Annotated in this window: 17 protein-coding genes, 2 tRNA genes and 1 rRNA gene; 10 read left to right on the forward strand and 10 right to left on the reverse strand. The window is 43.0% G+C overall.

Annotated features, from left to right (window positions below; genetic code table 11):
• Window positions 1–95: 95 nt before the first annotated feature.
• The 3 genes from rrf (at window position 96) to V2H77_RS05445 (ending at window position 572) form a co-directional block, all read left to right on the forward strand.
• Window positions 96–211: ribosomal RNA gene (rrf, locus tag V2H77_RS05435) — 5S ribosomal RNA — on the forward strand.
• Window positions 212–410: 199 nt separating this feature from the next.
• Window positions 411–487 (forward strand) — tRNA-Asp (locus V2H77_RS05440).
• A gap of 9 nt (window positions 488–496) precedes the next feature.
• Window positions 497–572: transfer RNA gene (locus V2H77_RS05445), tRNA-Trp, on the forward strand.
• Window positions 573–1,268: 696 nt separating this feature from the next.
• Here the strand turns inward: V2H77_RS05445 and hdfR are convergent.
• Complete coding sequence (gene hdfR / locus V2H77_RS05450; protein ID WP_341498004.1) at window positions 1,269–2,105, reverse strand: HTH-type transcriptional regulator HdfR; 837 nt, start codon at window positions 2,103–2,105, stop codon at window positions 1,269–1,271.
• Window positions 2,106–2,230: 125 nt separating this feature from the next.
• Here hdfR and V2H77_RS05455 point away from each other — a divergent pair, with 125 nt between their 5' ends.
• Window positions 2,231–2,569 carry a DUF413 domain-containing protein gene (locus V2H77_RS05455; RefSeq protein ID WP_036779611.1) on the forward strand — a complete coding sequence of 113 codons (339 nt, stop codon included), beginning with the start codon at window positions 2,231–2,233 and terminating at the stop codon, window positions 2,567–2,569.
• Window positions 2,570–2,615: 46 nt separating this feature from the next.
• Here V2H77_RS05455 and V2H77_RS05460 read toward each other — a convergent pair whose 3' ends face one another.
• Window positions 2,616–4,139: a YifB family Mg chelatase-like AAA ATPase gene (locus V2H77_RS05460; RefSeq protein ID WP_265379802.1), complete on the reverse strand. Its 1,524-nt coding sequence runs from the start codon at window positions 4,137–4,139 to the stop codon at window positions 2,616–2,618.
• A gap of 640 nt (window positions 4,140–4,779) precedes the next feature.
• Here V2H77_RS05460 and ilvL point away from each other — a divergent pair.
• From ilvL to ilvA, 6 genes are all read left to right on the forward strand, one after another.
• Complete coding sequence (gene ilvL / locus V2H77_RS05465; RefSeq protein WP_071647081.1) at window positions 4,780–4,878, forward strand: ilv operon leader peptide; 99 nt, start codon at window positions 4,780–4,782, stop codon at window positions 4,876–4,878.
• A gap of 138 nt (window positions 4,879–5,016) precedes the next feature.
• Window positions 5,017–6,663 (forward strand): acetolactate synthase 2 catalytic subunit, encoded by a 1,647-nt coding sequence (gene ilvG, locus V2H77_RS05470; protein WP_341498005.1) that lies wholly within the window; start codon window positions 5,017–5,019, stop codon window positions 6,661–6,663.
• Window positions 6,660–6,917: an acetolactate synthase 2 small subunit gene (ilvM, locus tag V2H77_RS05475; protein ID WP_036779619.1), complete on the forward strand. Its 258-nt coding sequence runs from the start codon at window positions 6,660–6,662 to the stop codon at window positions 6,915–6,917. The genes ilvG and ilvM overlap by 4 nt, the downstream gene beginning before the upstream one ends.
• A 24-nt stretch (window positions 6,918–6,941) precedes the next feature.
• The gene (locus V2H77_RS05480; protein ID WP_341498006.1) at window positions 6,942–7,868 is read left to right on the forward strand and encodes a branched-chain amino acid transaminase; all 927 of its coding nucleotides are present in this window, start codon (window positions 6,942–6,944) and stop codon (window positions 7,866–7,868) included.
• 67 nt (window positions 7,869–7,935) lie between these two features.
• Window positions 7,936–9,786: a dihydroxy-acid dehydratase gene (ilvD, locus tag V2H77_RS05485; protein ID WP_341498007.1), complete on the forward strand. Its 1,851-nt coding sequence runs from the start codon at window positions 7,936–7,938 to the stop codon at window positions 9,784–9,786.
• 4 nt (window positions 9,787–9,790) lie between these two features.
• Window positions 9,791–11,365, forward strand: coding sequence for a threonine ammonia-lyase, biosynthetic (gene ilvA / locus V2H77_RS05490; RefSeq protein WP_341498008.1), 1,575 nt, complete (start codon window positions 9,791–9,793; stop codon window positions 11,363–11,365).
• A gap of 193 nt (window positions 11,366–11,558) precedes the next feature.
• On the opposite strand, the gene V2H77_RS05495 is transcribed toward ilvA, so the two are convergent.
• The 8 genes from V2H77_RS05495 to V2H77_RS05530 all read right to left on the reverse strand — a co-directional run bounded on the left by V2H77_RS05495 (window position 11,559) and on the right by V2H77_RS05530 (window position 19,508).
• Window positions 11,559–13,076, reverse strand: coding sequence for a DHA2 family efflux MFS transporter permease subunit (locus V2H77_RS05495; RefSeq protein ID WP_341498009.1), 1,518 nt, complete (start codon window positions 13,074–13,076; stop codon window positions 11,559–11,561).
• 7 nt (window positions 13,077–13,083) lie between these two features.
• Window positions 13,084–14,262, reverse strand: a complete 1,179-nt coding sequence (gene emrA / locus V2H77_RS05500; protein ID WP_341498010.1) for a multidrug efflux MFS transporter periplasmic adaptor subunit EmrA — start codon at window positions 14,260–14,262, stop codon at window positions 13,084–13,086.
• A 317-nt stretch (window positions 14,263–14,579) separates the two neighbouring features.
• Complete coding sequence (gene fabG / locus V2H77_RS05505; RefSeq protein WP_341498011.1) at window positions 14,580–15,323, reverse strand: 3-oxoacyl-ACP reductase FabG; 744 nt, start codon at window positions 15,321–15,323, stop codon at window positions 14,580–14,582.
• 56 nt (window positions 15,324–15,379) lie between these two features.
• Entirely contained in the window at window positions 15,380–16,195 is an 816-nt protein-coding gene (locus V2H77_RS05510; RefSeq protein WP_341498012.1) for a MaoC/PaaZ C-terminal domain-containing protein, read from the reverse strand.
• Window positions 16,192–17,457: a beta-ketoacyl-[acyl-carrier-protein] synthase family protein gene (locus tag V2H77_RS05515; RefSeq protein ID WP_341498013.1), complete on the reverse strand. Its 1,266-nt coding sequence runs from the start codon at window positions 17,455–17,457 to the stop codon at window positions 16,192–16,194. The genes V2H77_RS05510 and V2H77_RS05515 overlap by 4 nt, the downstream gene beginning before the upstream one ends.
• 155 nt (window positions 17,458–17,612) lie before the next feature.
• The gene (locus V2H77_RS05520; RefSeq protein WP_011148745.1) at window positions 17,613–17,849 is read right to left on the reverse strand and encodes an acyl carrier protein; all 237 of its coding nucleotides are present in this window, start codon (window positions 17,847–17,849) and stop codon (window positions 17,613–17,615) included.
• Window positions 17,850–17,964: 115 nt separating this feature from the next.
• Entirely contained in the window at window positions 17,965–19,155 is a 1,191-nt protein-coding gene (locus tag V2H77_RS05525) for a cysteine desulfurase family protein (protein WP_341498014.1), read from the reverse strand.
• A complete protein-coding gene (locus V2H77_RS05530; protein WP_046395377.1) occupies window positions 19,152–19,508 on the reverse strand; it encodes an iron-sulfur cluster assembly scaffold protein in 357 nt (118 codons plus the stop codon). Before V2H77_RS05530 ends, V2H77_RS05525 begins: the two co-directional genes overlap by 4 nt.
• Between the last annotated feature and the right edge of the window lie 11 nt (window positions 19,509–19,519).

The following is a 19,519-nucleotide window of genomic DNA, read 5'->3' on the forward strand; positions in this document are numbered from 1 at the left end:
GCGTCGGAAGACGGAAGAGAGAGATTTTTCGCTTGTTCAGAGATTGATGCGGTGGTTGCGGAAGAGACGCAACGGCCGGAGTAAAACCGAATATGCCTGGCGGCGATAGCGCGGCGGTCCCACCTGACCCCATGCCGAACTCAGCAGTGAAACGCCGTAGCGCCGATGGTAGTGTGGGGTCTCCCCATGTGAGAGTAGGGAACTGCCAGGCTTTAATTTTAGCTTTATGTGATAAAAACCGACATAAAGTGCAGTGGTAGAGAGTAGGATAAATCCGTCGGCAACGGAGTTGAACGTCGCGAGCAGCGACGACCCGAAGGGCAAACGGCAAGAAAGCTGTTTGTAAACTACCAAGATTGATGTTTAGGTTTTATGTTGTAGCAGCGACATAAAATCACAGAGAATTCGGTGGTGCGGTAGTTCAGTTGGTTAGAATACCGGCCTGTCACGCCGGGGGTCGCGGGTTCGAGCCCCGTCCGCACCGCCACCTTAATTTAGGGGCGTAGTTCAATTGGTAGAGCACCGGTCTCCAAAACCGGGTGTTGGGAGTTCGAGTCTCTCCGCCCCTGCCAGTTATAAGCTTAGTAGCAACTAAGGTGGTTTTTAGTATTGCTTACCCATATATGCTGCTTAGATAAGATTATTGATAAGGCGCTGGCTTTTTGGTCAGCGCCTTTTTCTATGAAGCTTTGTAAGAAAAACGGATTTGCCGTTACATTAAAAATCCCGTTATGAGAGCTCTTTCCCCGGAAATGATTTCACTTGGAGAATTTATTTCCAAATATTATCTGGTTCGTAAAACCCATGTTACCATCGATTCGAATTCATCATCGATGCTATTACACACTTTCAGCTACATAGTTTTTTCTCGATATTATTCGATCTTGTAGCAATAAAATCTTTCTTTCTGATTATCTATTATTGAAGTGAATTCTTATAGGTAACCTTTTAGACTTTCTGGCAATCTCCATACTATTAAAGCCCTTATGAACAAGTGCTTAGAAGATAGGTGCGAAAAAATTTTAGCTAATATTTTGATTATGAAATTTTCTTTCTGAAGAAAGACTTGAATTGAAGGAAAGGATACCTAAAACGACAAGGTAGGAGCACTACATCTGATTTAAGTCATCGTTTCAAATTATACGTAAATGTTACTTGGTAAATAGGGAGCTATATGTGGGAAGATAGCAAAAGTAATCCCACCGTATGCTCTATTTGAAATTTCTTTCTCCCTTACTATTTTCTTAAATGATTTACATGGATGCTTCTTAACCTCTTGTAGAAGTATGTATGATAGGTATTTTTAATAGCTGTTGAATGAATGCTTGCTGATCATTTTTTTGTAACCATATGGCATACAATGGACGTTCAATTAGTTCAGTATTTGGATAAGAAACCAGTTCTGAATATTCATTTTGCCAGTGTATTGGTAAGAAGGTGATTCCTCTTACGCTATTGAGCAGTTGGCGGGCTATATGTGCTGAGGTGGTTGTGATGATGGGTAGCTGCTCACTTTTTAAAATCTGTTGTTCCTGATGATGGAAATCAGCTCCCCATTCTAGTTTGATGTAATTTTTAATTTGGTATTTCAGGTTCTCTTCTGTTGTTAATAACTTCAAGCAAATATTCCCTAATAATAGGCTTTGGAACTCATCCATTTTAGGCGGTTCGGTAGTGATTAACAGATCTAATTCACGTGAATGAAGTTGTTTAACAAGGGATTGCCGTGTAGAAACCCGAGATTCTAATCTTAATTCCTGATGTTTTTTATAGAAATCTTGTAACCAGGGAGTTAAATATGCTTCCCATAGTGATGCAGTGGCGCCAATTGTTAATTCAGTATGTTGAGAAGCGTGCATTATCTCCTTTTTAGCCAACTGCCAGGTACTCATCAGTGATTCAGCATAGGGAACAAGGCGCTCGCCCGCTGCTGTAAGACGGATGTTATTACGGTGGCGAGTGAAAAGATGGGTACCTAATTGATTTTCTAGTTGTCGTATGCGAAAGCTAACCGCTGATTGCGTCAGGTACAGTGATTCGGCTGCTCTCCCAAAGTGACGAGTTTTACTGACTTCCAAGAAGGTTTTCAGTAATTCAGTGTCCACATATATCTCCAATAATATTTATCGTTAAGATTTAAATTTTTTGTTTTACAGAACGCCGGGCCTATCTAATACTCCGCGCCATAATTGGCATGATAGTAACAGTACTAGAATTAGGAGTGTGTCAGATGGCCGAAAGCTTCATCACGACTAATCGTTTTTTTGATAACAAAAATTACCCTCGCGGGTTTTCCCGCCACGGGGATTTCACCATTAAAGAGGCGCAATTGCTAGAGCGCCATGGTTATGCGTTCAATGAGTTAGATCTTGGTAAACGCGAGCCTCAAACAGAAGTAGAAGAGCTGTTTGTTGCTGTTTGCCGGGGTGAACGGCAGCCTGTGACAATGGAAGAAAAAGTATGGACCAAATATCTTGCGAGGATTAGTCGTCCAAAACGTTTTCATACTCTTTCAGGCGGTAAGCCTCAGATTGATGCTTCTGATGACTATACCGACACTGATGATTAATATCATCATAAATTGTGGATATAGGGGCTTTGCCCCTTTTTCATTTCTAACCCGATTGTTTTTGTAATTGTATTAATAGTCTGTCCATACTGCGGTAGCTTAAGGCTTCCATGATATGTGGTTTTTCTATCTCTTTTTTTTCTTCTAAGTCGGCAAGTGTCCGGGATGTTTTTAGAATTCGGTGCCATGCTCGGATTGAAAGCCCTAGTTTTATTAACGTTTGCTCTAGAAATACAGCATCGTTAGGTTTGAGCTGACAAAATGTCTCTGTCTCTTTGCTATTCAGATGAGCATTAATTTTTCCACAGCGTTTCAGTTGTATTTCTCGTGCTGCCAGCACTCTTAATCTTACATTTTTACTGCTTTCGCTTGATCTAATAGGGCTACTCAATGTTCCAATGGGTAACAGAGGAACTTCAATTGAGAGATCAAAGCGATCCAAAAAAGGCCCAGAAAGTTTTGCTAGGTATCGAAGTATTTGCTGAGGGTTACTTCGATTGTGAATTCCCTGATGGTAGCCTGTCGGGCTAGGATTCATTGCTGCGATCAATTGAACTTGAGCAGGAAAGCAAACTTTTGCTCTGGCCCGGGAGATAATTATTTCCCCTGATTCCAGCGGTTCTCTGAGAGCATCAAGGACTCTGCGTTCAAATTCAGGTAGTTCATCTAGAAATAACACACCATTGTGAGCAAGTGAAATTTCACCAGGTTTTGGAAGTCCGCCCCCGCCGACCAGCGCTGCCATTGAAGAGCTATGATGAGGCGCTCTGAATGGGCGTGTATGCCACTGTTCAGGTGGAAGGTAGGTATCTACCAGGCTATTGATAGCGGCAACTTCAAGAGCTTCTTTGTTTGTTAATGGCGGTAATAAACTACATAGACGACTTGCTAACATTGTTTTTCCTGTCCCTGGTGGGCCAAGTAGCAAAAGGTTATGCCCGCCTGCTGCTGTGATTTCCAGTGCGCGTTTTGCTTGTTCCTGACCAATAATATCCTGAAGATCTGGCTGTGATGGTTCTGTTGGGGGTTTATGTTGGATTGGTGCTGTCAGCAGTTGTTTTTCTCCCTGAAGGAAGTGGCAGATATGCAGGAGGTGTTCTGCCATTAATGCTTCATTCTGAGATAAAATTGCCAGCTCTATTGTGTTTTCTATTGGTAAAATAAGTTGCCTTCCTGCTTCTCCTGCGCTGAGTGCGGCTGAAATTGCGCCGTTAACTTTTCGTAAACCACCGGAGAGCGCGAGTTCACCAAGAAATTCATAATGATTTAGTGTATTGGTAGGTATTTGTTCTGAAGCGGCTAGAATAGCGATAGCGATCGGCAAATCATAACGACCACCTTCTTTGGGAAGATCTGCGGGCGCAAGATTGACGGTGATTCTTTTAGACGGATAGGTAAAACCGCTGTTGATCAATGCGCTTCTGACACGATCTCTTGCTTCTTTTACGGCTGTTTCAGGCAAACCAACTAGAGTTAATCCAGGTAAGCCATTACTAATATGTGCTTCAACAGTAACAATTGGGGCATGAATACCTATAGTCGCTCTGGTATAAATAACAGCGAGGGCCATCCTATTCTCCTTCGTAAGAAAGAACATATGATGGACTGAAATTAGATAATAAATAGTTTTCTATTATTTTTTTGCGAAGCGGCTCTAATAAATATTTTGCGAAGCAACGCTAAAGATTTTTTTAAAATTATTACTAATTAATCTATATTTTATTTGATTGATTTTTATGATTTTATTTTTATTTGGATTATAAAGTTGATTATTTTTATATTCTTATTATGAGGTTTTATTTAAATCGTGTTTTTAGATTGTATTTATTGAAATAACTTATTTGAAATTCAAATTTATATATTTTTCACAGTGAATAAATTTAGTGTGTTATATCATTCTGCTCTATTTTTAATGAGGGGTTTTTATCACCTAGGTGATTAATAATAAGCTTTTTACTTTTGGTTATAGTTGAATGATTTGTTTTTTATGTTACCGCTTTATGTGTTGTTTTGTTTATATCTAATCAGTTAGTTTTTATCACTTAAATTCTGATATTTACTGGATAAATAATCTAAATTAAAAGTATTTAATTGAAAATAAACAATATTTTTTCATATCGATTAATAAAACAAAATAAATGTTGTCAAGCTATGAAGAACGTGATAACTCTTAAATATAGATTAAACAAACGAATTAAACGACTAAGATTATGAACACATTTGTCCTAGTGATTAGCCTAATTATTGTCAGCGTGGTGGTGATTATTATCCCACCGTGCGGGGCTGCACTTGGACGAAGAAAGGCTTAGAAGAACAGCCAGATCTCTCGAAGACCCCCGCACCGAAAGGCGCGGGGGTTTTTTTTCGACAAGCAAAATCAGATAGAGACGGAAACATACAACAGAACAACATCTTGTCTCACAGGGTAAACACAGGGGATATGAAAAATGAACGGGGCGCAGTGGGTTGTAAAAGCATTACGAACGCAGGGTGTTGATAAGGTTTTCGGCTACCCTGGTGGTGCGATCATGCCGGTTTATGATGCTTTGTACGATGGTGGTGTGGAGCATTTGCTTTGTCGGCATGAACAGGGTGCGGTTATGGCTGCAATCGGTTATGCGAGAGCCAGTGGTAAGCCGGGAGTTTGTATCGCTACATCGGGACCGGGAGCGACAAACTTAATCACTGGATTAGCTGATGCGTTGTTAGATTCTGTTCCTGTTGTTGCGATTACTGGTCAAGTTGGTTCTGCATTGATTGGCACTGATGCTTTTCAAGAAGTCGATGTTTTAGGTCTCTCCCTTGCTTGTACCAAACACAGTTTCTTAGTGGATTCACTGGAAAATTTGCCTCAAATCATGGCGGAAGCCTTTTCTATTGCCACTAGTGGTCGACCAGGCCCAGTTTTGATTGATATTCCTAAAGATATTCAGCTGAAAGAGGGGAATTTGGTACCACATTTGGTACCCGTTGAGCAAAAGGCGCCCTGCTCGGAAAGTGAATTAGAACAAGCCCAGAAGATGATTACGGCTGCGGCAAAGCCAGTGTTGTATGTCGGTGGTGGAGTAGGGATGTCTCAAGCAGTTTCTGTTCTGCGTGATTTTGTTGTGGAAACTGGTATGCCGGTTGTTTCTACGTTGAAAGGTTTGGGAGCTGCTGATTCAGAGCATCCATGTTATCTGGGAATGCTTGGGATGCATGGTTCGAAAGCGGCCAATCTTGCTGTTCAGTCATGTGATTTGCTGATTGCTGTAGGTGCTCGTTTTGATGATCGTGTGACTGGCAAACTCAATACTTTTGCGCCGAATGCAAAAGTCATTCATCTGGATATCGATCCGGCAGAGTTGGGGAAATTACGTCAGGCTCATGTGTCGTTACTGGGGGATGTGAAGGCATTATTGCCCCGCTTGCAACAGCCATTGTCAATTATGCCCTGGCAACAGGAAGTGAAATATCTGAAAGCTGAATATCCTTGGTGTTATGACCATCAGGGAGAGAATATCTATGCGCCTTGGTTATTGAAGCAGGTTTCAGATCGTAAAGCATTTAATACAGTTATTACTACTGATGTTGGACAGCATCAAATGTGGACAGCTCAGCATATGACTTTTGATGGACCTGAAAATTTCATTACATCGAGTGGGTTGGGCTCGATGGGATTTGGTATCCCTGCTGCGATAGGTGCTCAGATTGCTAGACCGGAGGATATGGTGATCTGTGTATCTGGAGATGGTTCTTTCATGATGAATGTTCAGGAATTGGGGACAATTAAACGCAAGCAATTACCCGTAAAAATTTTATTGTTGGATAACCAGCGGTTGGGAATGGTGCGGCAATGGCAGGAGCTGTTTTTTGATAAGCGATATAGCGAAACGACATTAACAGATAACCCTGATTTTGTCACATTAGCACAAGCTTTTGATATTCCTGGGCAACATATCACTGATAAATCACAGATTGATGAAGCGCTGAATGCATTATTCACCAGTAAAGGCCCCTATTTATTACAGGTATCTATCGAAGAATTAGAGAACGTTTGGCCGTTAGTTCCTCCCGGTGCAAGCAATGAAACTATGTTGGAGAAATCATTATGATGCAACATCAACTTGCAATCCATGCTCGTTTCCGTCCTGAAATATTAGAGCGTATCTTACGGGTAACGCGTCATCGTGGATTTCAGATATGTTCAATGAATATGGATCAAACAATGGATGGCGATAATGTTAATATCGAATTAATTGTTGCCAGCCAAAAACCGGTTAATTTGTTGTCTTCACAACTGGCTAAATTAGTGGATGTCGCTGGCGTCAAGATCCTGCAACAAAAATCACAACTCATACGTGCATAACGTAGAAATAAAGGAATAAGACGAATGACGAAGCAATCCGATTACATTTGGTTCAATGGTGAGATGGTTCCTTGGGCAGATGCTAAAGTTCACGTAATGTCCCATGCTTTACATTACGGTACCTCTGTTTTTGAGGGAATTCGCTGCTATGACTCTCATAGAGGGCCTGTGGTTTTCCGCCATCGGGAGCATATGCAGCGTTTACATGACTCTGCAAAGATTTATCGCATGCCGTTGAGCCAGAGTGTCGATGAATTAATGGAAGCGTGTCGGGCAACCCTTCGTAAAAATAATTTAGTCAGTGCTTATATACGTCCACTAGTCTTTATCGGTGATGTCGGCATGGGGGTTAATCCACCTGCTGGCTATAAAACGGATGTCATTATTGCCGCTTTTCCTTGGGGAGCTTATCTGGGAGAAGAAGCACTCGAGCAGGGAATTGATGCGATGGTTTCTTCATGGAATCGTGCGGCGCCAAATACAATACCAACTGCGGCCAAAGCAGGTGGTAACTACCTGTCTTCACTTTTGGTGGGTAGTGAAGCCCGTCGTCGTGGATATCAAGAAGGTATTGCACTGGATGTTTATGGTTATATCTCTGAAGGTGCGGGTGAAAATCTATTTGAAGTAAAAGATGGCATATTATTCACTCCGCCATTTACTTCATCTGCATTACCAGGAATTACTCGTGATGCCATTATCAAACTGGCGAAAGATTTAGGGCTGGAAGTGCGTGAGCAGGTATTGTCGCGCGAATCTCTGTACTTGGCTGATGAAGTTTTTATGTCTGGTACAGCGGCTGAAATCACACCCGTTCGCAGTGTTGATGATATTCAGGTTGGTATCGGTAGATGTGGTCCTGTTACTAAGAAAATTCAGCAAGCCTTTTTTGGCTTGTTTGATGGCGCGACAGACGATAAATGGGGTTGGTTAGATCCAGTCAATCCTTAATAGAACTATAAATAATTTAACAGGCGGTTCGTTCCCCGCCTGTATTGATAACACGGGAGTGAAGATAATGCCTAAGTACCGTTCTGCCACTACGACTCATGGCCGCAATATGGCTGGAGCTCGCGCTTTATGGCGTGCGACAGGGATGACCGATGCAGATTTTGGTAAACCGATTATTGCAGTAGTTAACTCATTTACTCAGTTTGTTCCCGGGCATGTCCATTTGCGGGACTTAGGTAAACTGGTTGCTGAACAGATTGAAGCATCAGGCGGTGTTGCAAAAGAGTTCAATACCATAGCGGTGGATGACGGTATCGCAATGGGGCATGGTGGTATGCTCTATTCTCTGCCGTCACGTGAATTAATTGCTGATTCTGTTGAATATATGGTGAATGCGCACTGCGCGGACGCTATGGTGTGTATTTCCAATTGTGACAAAATTACCCCAGGCATGCTGATGGCAGCACTACGTCTGAACATTCCTGCGATTTTTGTTTCCGGTGGTCCTATGGAGGCGGGTAAAACTAAATTGTCAGATCAGATTATCAAATTGGATCTGATCGATGCCATGATCCAAGGTGCGAACCCGAATGTCAGTGATGAGGATAGCAGCCAGATTGAACGCTCAGCTTGCCCAACCTGTGGTTCTTGCTCTGGCATGTTTACAGCTAACTCCATGAATTGTTTGACCGAAGCACTGGGACTGTCTCAGCCGGGGAATGGTTCATTACTGGCGACTCATGCAGATCGCGAAGTGTTGTTTCTGAATGCAGGTAAACGCATTGTTGAGTTGACTAAGCGCTATTATGAACAAAATGATGATAGTGCTCTGCCGCGTAGTATCGCAACGAAAGCCGCATTTGAAAATGCAATGATGTTGGATATTGCAATGGGTGGCTCGACTAATACCGTTCTTCACTTATTGGCTGCGGCGCAGGAAGGGGAAATTGATTTCACGATGGCGGATATTGACCGTTTGTCTCGTCAGATCCCTCATCTATGTAAGGTTGCGCCAAGTACACAAAAATATCATATGGAAGATGTTCATCGTGCTGGTGGCGTAATCGGTATTTTAGGTGAGCTGGATAGAGCGGGTTTGTTGAATCGTCAGGTTAAAAATGTCTTGGGTCTGGATTTATTACAAACGCTTAATCAGTACGATGTGATGCAGACGGCAGAGGAATCGGTGAAGGAGATGTATTCGGCAGGTCCTGCCGGTATCCGTACTACTCAGGCATTTTCACAGGATTGTCGCTGGCCCTCGTTGGATACTGACCGTGTAGAAGGGTGTATTCGCAATATTGAGCATGCTTATAGCCGGGATGGTGGTCTTGCCGTTCTATTTGGTAATTTGGCTATAGATGGTTGTATTGTAAAAACCGCGGGAGTTGATAAGGGTAGTCTGACGTTCCGTGGGCCAGCCAAAGTTTACGAAAGTCAGGAAGATGCGGTTGATGCGATCCTGGGTGGAAAAGTCGTTGCTGGTGATGTGGTGGTAATTCGTTATGAAGGGCCAAAAGGTGGGCCCGGCATGCAGGAAATGTTGTATCCGACGACTTATCTAAAATCAATGGGGCTAGGTAAAAGCTGTGCATTGATTACCGATGGCCGTTTCTCTGGTGGCACCTCGGGTTTATCGATCGGCCACGTTTCTCCAGAAGCGGCTAATGGTGGGTTAATCGGTTTGGTTCAAGATGGCGATATTATTGATATTGATATTCCACTGCGGAAAATTCAACTTGATGTAGATGAAAGGACACTTGCTGCCCGTCAAGAAGCGGAATTTGCCCGCGGTGATAAAGCGTGGACGCCGAAGGCTCGTGAACGTCAGGTATCGTTTGCCCTGAGAGCCTATGCTTCATTGGCGACCAGTGCGGATAAAGGTGCTGTCCGTGATAAATCTAAGTTAGGGGGATAATCGCATGGCTGCATTTCTTCCCTTAACTTCCGCACCAAATGGTGCAGAGTATTTGAAAGCGGCATTAAGCGCGCCGGTTTATGAAGTTGCTCAGGTGACTCCTTTGCAGGAAATGGAGAAAATTTCTGCCCGCTTGGGAAATACTATTTTGGTAAAGCGGGAAGATCGGCAACCTGTTCACAGTTTCAAACTTCGTGGTGCGTATGCCATGATTGCGGGTTTGACGGAGGAACAAAAAAACCGGGGAGTGATTACCGCATCAGCCGGTAACCACGCTCAAGGGGTTGCACTTTCTGCCAATCGTTTGGGAATTAAATCTCTGATTGTTATGCCGGTTACTACCGCGGATATTAAAGTCGATGCAGTCCGTAGTTTCGGCGGTAAGGCTTTGTTGTATGGCGCTAATTTTGATGAGGCTAAAGCTAAAGCAATAGAAATGGCGCAGCAGGAGGGCTATACCTTTATTCCTCCGTTTGATCATCCCGCTGTAATCGCCGGTCAGGCAACACTGGCGATGGAACTTTTGCAACAGGATGTGCGCTTGGATCGAATTTTTGTACCTGTTGGTGGTGGTGGTTTGATTGCTGGAGTGGCGGTGTTGATTAAGCAACTGATGCCAGAAATCAAAATCATTGGGGTGGAAGCGGAAGATTCAGCTTGTCTGAAAGCGGCAATGGAAGCTGGACATCCGGTAGATTTACCTCGAGTTGGTTTATTTGCTGAAGGTGTTGCTGTTAAGCGTATTGGTGATGAAACATTTCGTTTGTGTCAGCAATATGTAGATGATGTTATCACGGTAGATAGTGATGCTATTTGTGCGGCGGTAAAAGATCTGTTTGAAGATGTACGTGCGATTGCTGAGCCATCCGGTGCATTGGCGCTAGCTGGGTTGAAAAAGTATGTTCAGCAACATCAGCTTAAAGGTGAACGATTAGCCCATATTCTTTCTGGTGCTAACGTAAGTTTCCACGGCTTACGTTATGTCTCTGAGCGTTGTGAGTTGGGCGAGCAGCGGGAAGCATTGCTGGCAGTGACTATTCCTGAACATAAAGGGAGTTTCCTGAGTTTTTGCCAGAAGTTGGGCGATCGGGTGGTAACAGAGTTTAATTATCGTTATACGGATGCAGATCCTGATCAGGCTTGTCTTTTCGTTGGTGTTCGCCTGAGTCGTGGTGAGGTAGAACGACGGGAAATTATCAAGGAATTGCGTACCGCAGGGTATCAGGTTGCTGATCTTTCAGATGATGAAATGGCGAAATTACATGTTCGTTATATGATTGGCGGTCGTCCATCTAAACCATTGAAAGAGCGCTTGTTTAGTTTTGAATTTCCTGAATCGCCGGGGGCTTTACTCAAATTCCTCCAAACTTTGGGAACTTACTGGAATATTACGTTATTCCATTATCGTAATTATGGTACAGATTATGGCCGGGTGTTAGCCGCATTTGAATTGTCAGGAACGGAAGTGCGTTTTAAACGTCATCTTGATGCATTAGGCTACGCGTATCACGATGAGACGGATACCCCCGCATTTAAATTCTTTTTAATGTGCCAGGCATCTGAAACAGCCGGAGGTTGATCGGTGTCTTGGTAATGAAAAAATATGTTCTATGAAACGACAAAATAGCGCCTTTGATAAGGTGCTATTTTGACAAGATTTAATATTCGCTGATGTCCTGAGGGAAAGAGCTCAATAATAAGTTCTCTAATTATTTTGCCTTAAGCACCAATAGTTCTGTTATTAAGCTTATTTTGTTTTATTGATCATGATGTTATTTCTTTTCTCCAACAGTGGGTTTTGCCAACCAGATAAAGAGCAGCAAGATCAGAAAAATAAAGCCAAATAGCCAATAAATTTCGTTAGCAGCAATAATCAATCCCTGATTAGTGATTTCCCGTGCCAGAGAGTAACTGGCTTGGGCTTGTGACATTCCTAATTGTTCCATTTTCTCATAGGCTTGTTGGGCAATAGGATTATGGGGAGTTATCGATTCAGTTAATTGAACATGGTGGACAGCTTCGCGACGGGACCACATAGTAGTGGTGATTGAAGTGCCCACAGATGTTGCCAGCGTGCGTAAAAAGTTAAATAAACTACCCGCAGAGGCGATTTTAGCGGGTTCAACATCAGATAATATGATGGCGGTTAGTGGCATAATTAAACAGGCGATAGCAAAGCCCTGAATAAATTGTGGCCAGGCAGCGGTGGCAAAGTCCATTGATAACTCAAAGGTATTCGTTCTCCAAAAGAAACAGAGTGCAAAAATGATAAAACTAAACATAACTAAATAGCGCATATCGATTTTTGAACTAAAACGACCAATGAGTGGAACCAGCATTATCGGTACGATCCCTAATGGAGCCATTACTAATCCTGCCCAAGTGGCTGTGTAACCAAACACCATTTGCAATAGTTGAGGTTGTAAAACCAAAGTGCCTATATGGAGCAGGAAAGCCAAACTGATACATAAGCTACCGATAGTAAAATTACGAGATTTAAATAGTGATAAATCAATGATCGGATCATCATCGGTGAGTTCCCAAATGATCAGGAAAGTTATGGCAATGACGGCGGTAATGGCTAATACAATAATTTCTGTTGAGTTGAACCAATCAAGCTCTTTTCCTCTATCAAGTAATAGCTGAAAACAGCCAACACCGATGATCAATAAAATCAGCCCTACCACATCAATTGATCTGGCCGTTGTTTCAGTTTCCCGATCTTTTAACAACATCCAGGTGATAGCAATGGCAGCAAAGCCAACCGGAACGTTGATGAGAAAGATCCAGCCCCAATGGTAATTATCGCTGATCCAGCCACCGAGTATCGGACCACAAACCGGAGCGATAACGATAGTCATTGACCACAGTGCCAATGCCATATTGCGTTTTAGCGGAGGGTAGTTGTTGAGTAGCAAACTTTGGGAAAGGGGCATAATTGGCCCGGCTGAGATGCCTTGCAGAACACGGGAAATGATCAGCATTTCCAGGCTATTGGCAATACCACACAACCAGGAAGTGATCACAAACAAGATCATTGAAATTAAGAAAACCCGGACTTCCCCGAACCGTTTTGCTAACCAGCCTGTTAATGGGATAGAGATCGCGTTAGCAACAGCGAATGAAGTAATAACCCAGGTACCCTGCGATACTGATGAACCCAAGTCTCCGGCAATGGTCGATATTGCAACGTTAGCAATAGTCAGATCCAATATTTGTAAAAAAGCGGCTAATGCTAAAGCCAGGGTTAGCCAGCCGAGTTTGGCTCCTGATAATGGCTCTTTTAGCATGTTAACCTCACTCATTTTTACTGATATTAGTTTGAATGATTTCGTTAATTAGGCGTTCAATTTCTCCTGTGTTGTAAGACAAGACGTTGGTTTCGTAAACCATGCCATTACGAGGCGTGTCAGCAAGCACCAGTCCATCCCGATTTCGGGTATCGACGGTGGCGTGCATAGATAAACCGATGCGTAAAGGATGATCAATAAGTTGTTGTATTTCTAGTTCAACACGAACAGGTAAACGTTGAACTACTTTGATCCAGTTACCGGTGGCGTTTTGTGCCGGCAATAAAGAAAATGCACTACCCGTTCCCATATCAAGACCAACGATCCGGCCTTTATAAATGACATCATTGCCGTAGAAATCGCTAATCAGTGTTACGGGTTGACCAATACGGACATTAGCGAGTTGAACTTCTTTGAAGTTAGCTTCGACCCAAAGCTGGTCAGCGGGTACGATAACCATCAGCGGAGCGCCGCTTTTTATTTGTGAGCCTACTTGAACACTGCGGCGTGAAACGTAGCCTGTTACCGGCGCTACAATCTGGGTGCGCTGTAAGGTTAACCATGCATCGCGGAGCTGGGAGGCAGCTAGTTTAATAGCAGGTTGTTGATCTAATGGGGTGTGGGTGTCTATAACTAATGCTTTGTTAGCGTAATATTGTTGTCGGGCGACATTCAGCTCAGATTTTGCCATTTGCACGCTATTGCGGGAATGAATCAGGTTTTCTTTGGCGATAGCACCTGTGAGTCCCAGATGTTCACGTCGTTTTAAATCATCTTGAGCCTGTTGTAATACCGTTTTTTTGAGCTCAATGTTAGCCAATAGTTTTTCATTATCAATAATGGTTTGGTGAGTTTGTCTGACATTACTCGCTAATGTATTTTTCGCTCGCTCAAAAGCATGTTCCGCATCAATAGAGTCTAAACGTAGCAGAATATCGCCTTGCTGAACGAAGTCGGTATTATCGGCGTAGATAGCGGTTACGCTACCGGTGATCTGGGTCATCACTTGTACCTGATTACCCACAACGTAGGCATCATCAGTCGCTTGATAATGACGTAGTGAAATAAGCCAATAGGCGAAATAACCCAACCCAGCAAAAACAAATAAGAGAGTTGCGAGGATCAGTGCTAACTTACGCTTTGACTTTTTTTCATTAAGCGGAGGTGATTGTATTTCTCCGGCCATGTGTCCTCTCCCATCACAGTGATTAAAAATAAATTTGTCTTAATTAATGTGCTCATATTTGATTAAACACCTTGGAGTCGACTACAAGGTCAAGCCCTTATCATCTGATAAAATGAAAATTGCTAATATTTAGCACTTAACGCCAAAAGCATGGTTTAACATTAAAATTATTTATTATTAACATTTGGTCAGAGAGGCTTGATTGCCTTTCTGGCAATGATTAACGGTATTTTGTGTCAGTACCCAGAACATTTATCTGGGTACAAATAATCACAGAATAGGGATACGAAGCCATTGATGTTAATTACTTAACTGACTCAGGCAGTCATTCCTCCATCAATAACGAATGTTTGCCCGGTGATGTAGCGTCCTCCAGGGCTGAGCAGGAAATTGATTGTCAGAGCAATATCTTCCACTGAACCCAAGCGGCCCAATGGAATATTAGATAACAGTTTTTTCCTATGTGGTGCGGGGATATGGTCCAGCATTTCAGTATCAATCAAGCCTGGCGCAACGGTATTGACTCGAACATTAAATCGGCCAACTTCAACCGCTAATGAGCGGGTAATACCGATCATAGCGGCTTTGGTTGCAGCGTAGTTAACTTGCCCTGAGTTAGCCTTAAATGCAGTGACTGAGCTCATGTGGATAATGCAGCCTTCTCCCGCAGTAAGCATTTCGGGTAGAAAAGCGTGATTGACTAAATAAACAGAAGAGAGATTGGTAGAAATCACATTATGCCACTCTTCTTCTTTCATATTTATCAGTAATGCATCTTGTGCAATTCCGGCGTTATTGATGATGGCATAGGGAGCGCCATATCGTGAAATAAGCTCTGTTGACAATGTTGTGACTTCTTCAGCGTTTGAGACATCACATTGATAACCCTCACAGCGATAGCCTTGCTGTTCAATTTCCTGACACAATGTTTGAGCTTCATTTGTGCTTGATTTATAGGTAAAAACCACATGATAGTTCTGAGCGGCTAGCATTTTTACTATGCCTTTGCCGATACCACGTGATCCTCCTGAAATAAAAACCCAAGGTGTGCTGATACTCATTAAGTTATTCCTCTAAATTTTCGCCATCCGTCTGCCAATACCGCATTCATCAAATCTTAGTTGGCAATTTGCTTTCTTTTTGTTGTGCCCATCAGGCTCATCTCAATAACTAAAGAGATTTCTCCATTCAGCCAGATTGGGATTTCCAACGTACCGTATAACGAGCCATCAACATCGAATGTATCCTTGGGTAGGATCGTATATTCGATATTTGGCATTTCATCTGGGATTTGGCGATTAAGCAGTGTTGGAGAGAAACTCACTGTATGCATGACATGTAAGACAATAAGGTCTTTGAGGCATGTTTCAGCATGTTCTTGTTTGCCAAAATAGGTTTTAAATTCTGTTGCTAGCGCAGTTTTGGCGCTTTGCTGCATAAAAAGATAAAACATCAGCGCATCGAGGAAGATCCAGAACTCATTGACTTCCGGGAAGGTATGTTTGAATTCGATAGATTTTCTTATTGTCTCTTGTATGGCAACTTGGCAACGTGGTTTTTCGGGAAAGCTAGTTTTTTGTGAAAAATCAAAACAACTATAGTGACCAACCAGAGGTTTCAGGTTAGTTGTTTCGTCTTGCAGATTAAAAGTTGTTTTCCCGTTCCGGTCAGTGTGCTTAGTTTTGACACAATAGCAGGCATCCAGAGGTACGGGATTGCGTAAATTAACGTGCCACTGCCTGCCCATTTCCCCATTTGGTTGTGACAGATAATCGTATCCGCTTTTGAGCGGGATCATTGCCAGCATGCCATGTACTGCAATACCACCCAACCCGACTTCTCTTGCGATTTTTTCATCAAAATGGATAGGATTGTAGTCTCCAGAGAATTTAGCCCATTGACTGAGATCTTCTTTGCTGAATTGAACGTTCATCTGTCGGCTTTCCTAAAAATAAGCGCACAGTTTGTACCACCGAAGCCATAGTTAACATTTAAAGCAGTGTCGATAACTTGGTGAGTCCGGTGGATATTGGGGACATAATCCAGATCGCATAGCGGATCAGGATTATTCAAGTGCATCGTTGCGGGAATCGTCGCTGTCTCTATCGCTTTGATACAGAAAATAGATTCAATTGCTCCTGCTCCGGCAATAAGATGGCCTGTATAGGATTTTGTACTGGAAATAGGAATACGATAAGCGTGCTCGCCCAGACTCATTTTTAGAACATCGGTTTCGTTAATGTCGTTGAGTGGGGTTGATGTCCCATGAGCATTAATATAGTGAATATCTGAGGTGGAGAGTTTGGCCTGTTCCAGCGCCATCTGAATCGCCATGACCCGTCCTTTGCAATCTGGCGCCGGGGCGGTCATATCTGATGCGTCAGAGTAATTACCATAGCCAATCACTTCCGCCAATATTTTGGCGCCTCTGGCAACAGCGCTGTCATAGTCTTCAAGACATAATATTGCGGCGCCCTCTGACATAACAAAACCACTGCGATCTTTGCTAAATGGGCAGCAGGCTTTTTCGACAGAGTCCTGCTCCTTACTCAGTGCCCCAAGAATGTCGATACTCCAGACGATGAATGGATCTCTGATGCTTTCGCCGCCGCCTGCCAGCATCATTTTAGCGCGTCCGCTGCGGATGAGTTCAAACGCATCACCTATCGCCATACTGCCGGTTGCACAAGCTGCAACTGGGGTATTTTGATATCCCCGCAAATTCCAGTTCATTGAAATCGCTGCCGTTCCTACGCTGTGCATAGACATGATATTGGTCATAGGCGAGGCAATGCCTTGATCAGCATAGGAGTGACTGTTTTCAACGGTTGCATCTTCTCCACCCCAACCCGTACCAAAAATGACGCCGCGTTCAAAAGGGGAGTAGTTTTCGTCAAGAGCAGCTTTATCGTTACCAAATGCCATCTTGATTGCTTCATCCGCCGCAATCAGCCCAAGTTTGCTGAATTTGGGCAGGTTCTTTAATAATTTTTTGGAAAACCGTGATACATCAGGAGAGAAAGGGATATTGCCGAAAAATTTTGCTACAACAGAAGCGTCCGGGTGTTCTTCCTTTTTGTAGCCTACACGATAGTTTAGGATTGCATCCCAAATTTCTTGGGTACTTTGCCCAAGAGAACAAATAGAGCCATAGCCTGTGACGGCAACGCGACGATAGCCGGTTTGAATATTCATGAAACATTATCTCCAAAATTCATTTCCTGGTGACATGCTTTATTTTTTAATATAACCAAATAATAGGATTGGTAGATAAAAGCATCATAAAAATGAATGTTAGCTGTATTGTGATATTGCCATAGACAGCTAACATCCCAGTGTATTGGTGATGATTATTTTGCTAATTCACTGACATAATTGACAAAATCACCGATTGTCGTCGTGTTGTCTCGCTGGAACTTATCGAAATTCAATTGAATTCCCATTTCTCTTTTTAAAGCAACTTGAATAGAGACGAAATCCAGACTTACCAAATGAATATCATCAAGTAGGGTATCAAGAGTAATATCTTCTGGTTCGATATCAGTTAATTCAGTAATTTGAGATTGAAGTAATTCAAACAGTTTCATATTAATGTCCCCTAAAAGTTTAAATAATATTGGCGGAGCTTAGGTGCCAGAATGTAGATATCAATTAATAAATGTGTTATTCCGGCCACACCGTCTTTTAAATATCGTTTTGCTATTATTCCTGGGTGATTAAAGATTTCCCTGAAATTTTAAGTAAGTTATACGTTTCTTGTTTAATGGCGTTAGCCAGTATCTCAATATCATCTTGGCTTGTGGTATATCCGAAGCTGATGCGTACTGCGCTATCAATACGATCATCGGGTAACCCCATAGCAGCCAGAACGTGAGAACGTTGTGTTGATTTGTTATTGCTACAGGCTGATCCTAGAGATAAAGAGATGCCGTGACGTAAATCTAGCCTGCTGGCTAATGATTCAGCGCGAATACCAGGGAAACTTAAATTAAGTGTCCAAGGTGCCTGAAACGCTGGATTGGTATTGCCATTAATCAGGTAATTAACACGATGTTGTTCTAACAGAGATAGTAGGGCTTCTCTGAGCGTTTTGTAAGTATTGAAGCGTTCTTGCAAGCCGTTCAGTGATTCTTTCGCTGCTGCCGCTAGTCCTGCAAGGCCCAAGGTGTTTTCAGTGCCGCTGCGTACTCCTTGTTCTTGCCCTCCGCCATGTAGCAAGGGATTTAATTGAATCTCTGGCGCATGGTAGAGCCCGCCAATACCTTTCGGGCCGTTAAATTTATGGCCGGAGAAAGATACAGTCGTTATGCCGGAAAGGGTGTCACAGTTAAAAGGAAGTTTACCAATAGCTTGTACTGCATCGATATGCAGGTAAACACCGGCCTCTTTTGCTAAAGAAGCGACAGCTTCATAGGGCTGGATCACACCGGTTTCGTTGTTAATCGCCATCAAGGTGATCAGACGGGTTTGCGGCCGTAGGTTTTCCTGGATACTTTGTACACTTATCCGCCCCTGATTATCGGGATTGATCAGCGTTAGCTGAAGCCCGCGTTGCTGATACCAGAGTAACGGCGCCAGAACAGACGGATGCTCAATGGAAGAGCTAATAACATGATGGGCAGACAGATCCGAACCGGGAAGCGTTGCTAACAAGCTGGATAAGGCTTGGTTATTACTTTCGGTTCCTCCTGATGTAAACAGGATTTGCTCTGGGGTTGTGCCCATTAATGAAGCCATCGATTTTCTAGCGTCGGTGAGCAACTTTTTAGCCATGCCGCTTAAGCTGTAGTGGCTGGACGGATTAGCAAAAATAGACATTGCATCTTTAATCGCCAACTGCGCTTTAACACTTAGCGGTGTTGTGGCGTTGTAGTCGAAGTATAGGCTTGTCATATTTTTCCCTTTAGCTGCTCAAATAGTTTATGCAGCATATCAAGGCAGTGTTGTTGTGCGGGTTCTAACTCGCCTAATAACGCATCAATGCCCTCAGGCGATAATGCGTTTAGTTCTTCGAGAGTCTTACCTTTAGCATGGCGACAAAATTGGTTAGACATTGCCAGGGAGGCGGTACATCCCCATGCACGAAAACAGGCATTATCTACTCGCCCTTGGTTATCCAGTGTCAGGTCGATATCAACCTTGTCACCGCATACCGGGTTACCTAATGCCAATTTAATGGTGGGGGCGGATAACGTCCCCTGGCAGTCAGGATTGCAAAAGTTGTCAATAATGATGTTGTTAAACATAATTCCACCTT

Source organism: Photorhabdus sp. P32, assembly GCF_038085095.1.
Classification (GTDB): domain Bacteria; phylum Pseudomonadota; class Gammaproteobacteria; order Enterobacterales; family Enterobacteriaceae; genus Photorhabdus; species Photorhabdus luminescens.

Coding starts and splice junctions, on each gene's coding strand:
- fabG (WP_341498011.1), bottom strand. CDS start 15,323: ATGAGTATCAGCACACCTTGGGTTTTTATTTCAGGAGGATCACGTGGT.
- V2H77_RS05455 (WP_036779611.1), top strand. CDS start 2,231: ATGGCCGAAAGCTTCATCACGACTAATCGTTTTTTTGATAACAAAAAT.
- V2H77_RS05530 (WP_046395377.1), bottom strand. CDS start 19,508: ATGTTTAACAACATCATTATTGACAACTTTTGCAATCCTGACTGCCAG.
- ilvD (WP_341498007.1), top strand. CDS start 7,936: ATGCCTAAGTACCGTTCTGCCACTACGACTCATGGCCGCAATATGGCT.
- V2H77_RS05510 (WP_341498012.1), bottom strand. CDS start 16,195: ATGAACGTTCAATTCAGCAAAGAAGATCTCAGTCAATGGGCTAAATTC.
- V2H77_RS05480 (WP_341498006.1), top strand. CDS start 6,942: ATGACGAAGCAATCCGATTACATTTGGTTCAATGGTGAGATGGTTCCT.
- ilvM (WP_036779619.1), top strand. CDS start 6,660: ATGATGCAACATCAACTTGCAATCCATGCTCGTTTCCGTCCTGAAATA.
- V2H77_RS05515 (WP_341498013.1), bottom strand. CDS start 17,457: ATGAATATTCAAACCGGCTATCGTCGCGTTGCCGTCACAGGCTATGGC.
- emrA (WP_341498010.1), bottom strand. CDS start 14,262: ATGGCCGGAGAAATACAATCACCTCCGCTTAATGAAAAAAAGTCAAAG.
- V2H77_RS05525 (WP_341498014.1), bottom strand. CDS start 19,155: ATGACAAGCCTATACTTCGACTACAACGCCACAACACCGCTAAGTGTT.
- V2H77_RS05495 (WP_341498009.1), bottom strand. CDS start 13,076: ATGCTAAAAGAGCCATTATCAGGAGCCAAACTCGGCTGGCTAACCCTG.
- V2H77_RS05460 (WP_265379802.1), bottom strand. CDS start 4,139: ATGGCCCTCGCTGTTATTTATACCAGAGCGACTATAGGTATTCATGCC.
- ilvG (WP_341498005.1), top strand. CDS start 5,017: ATGAACGGGGCGCAGTGGGTTGTAAAAGCATTACGAACGCAGGGTGTT.
- ilvA (WP_341498008.1), top strand. CDS start 9,791: ATGGCTGCATTTCTTCCCTTAACTTCCGCACCAAATGGTGCAGAGTAT.
- V2H77_RS05520 (WP_011148745.1), bottom strand. CDS start 17,849: ATGAAACTGTTTGAATTACTTCAATCTCAAATTACTGAATTAACTGAT.
- ilvL (WP_071647081.1), top strand. CDS start 4,780: ATGAACACATTTGTCCTAGTGATTAGCCTAATTATTGTCAGCGTGGTG.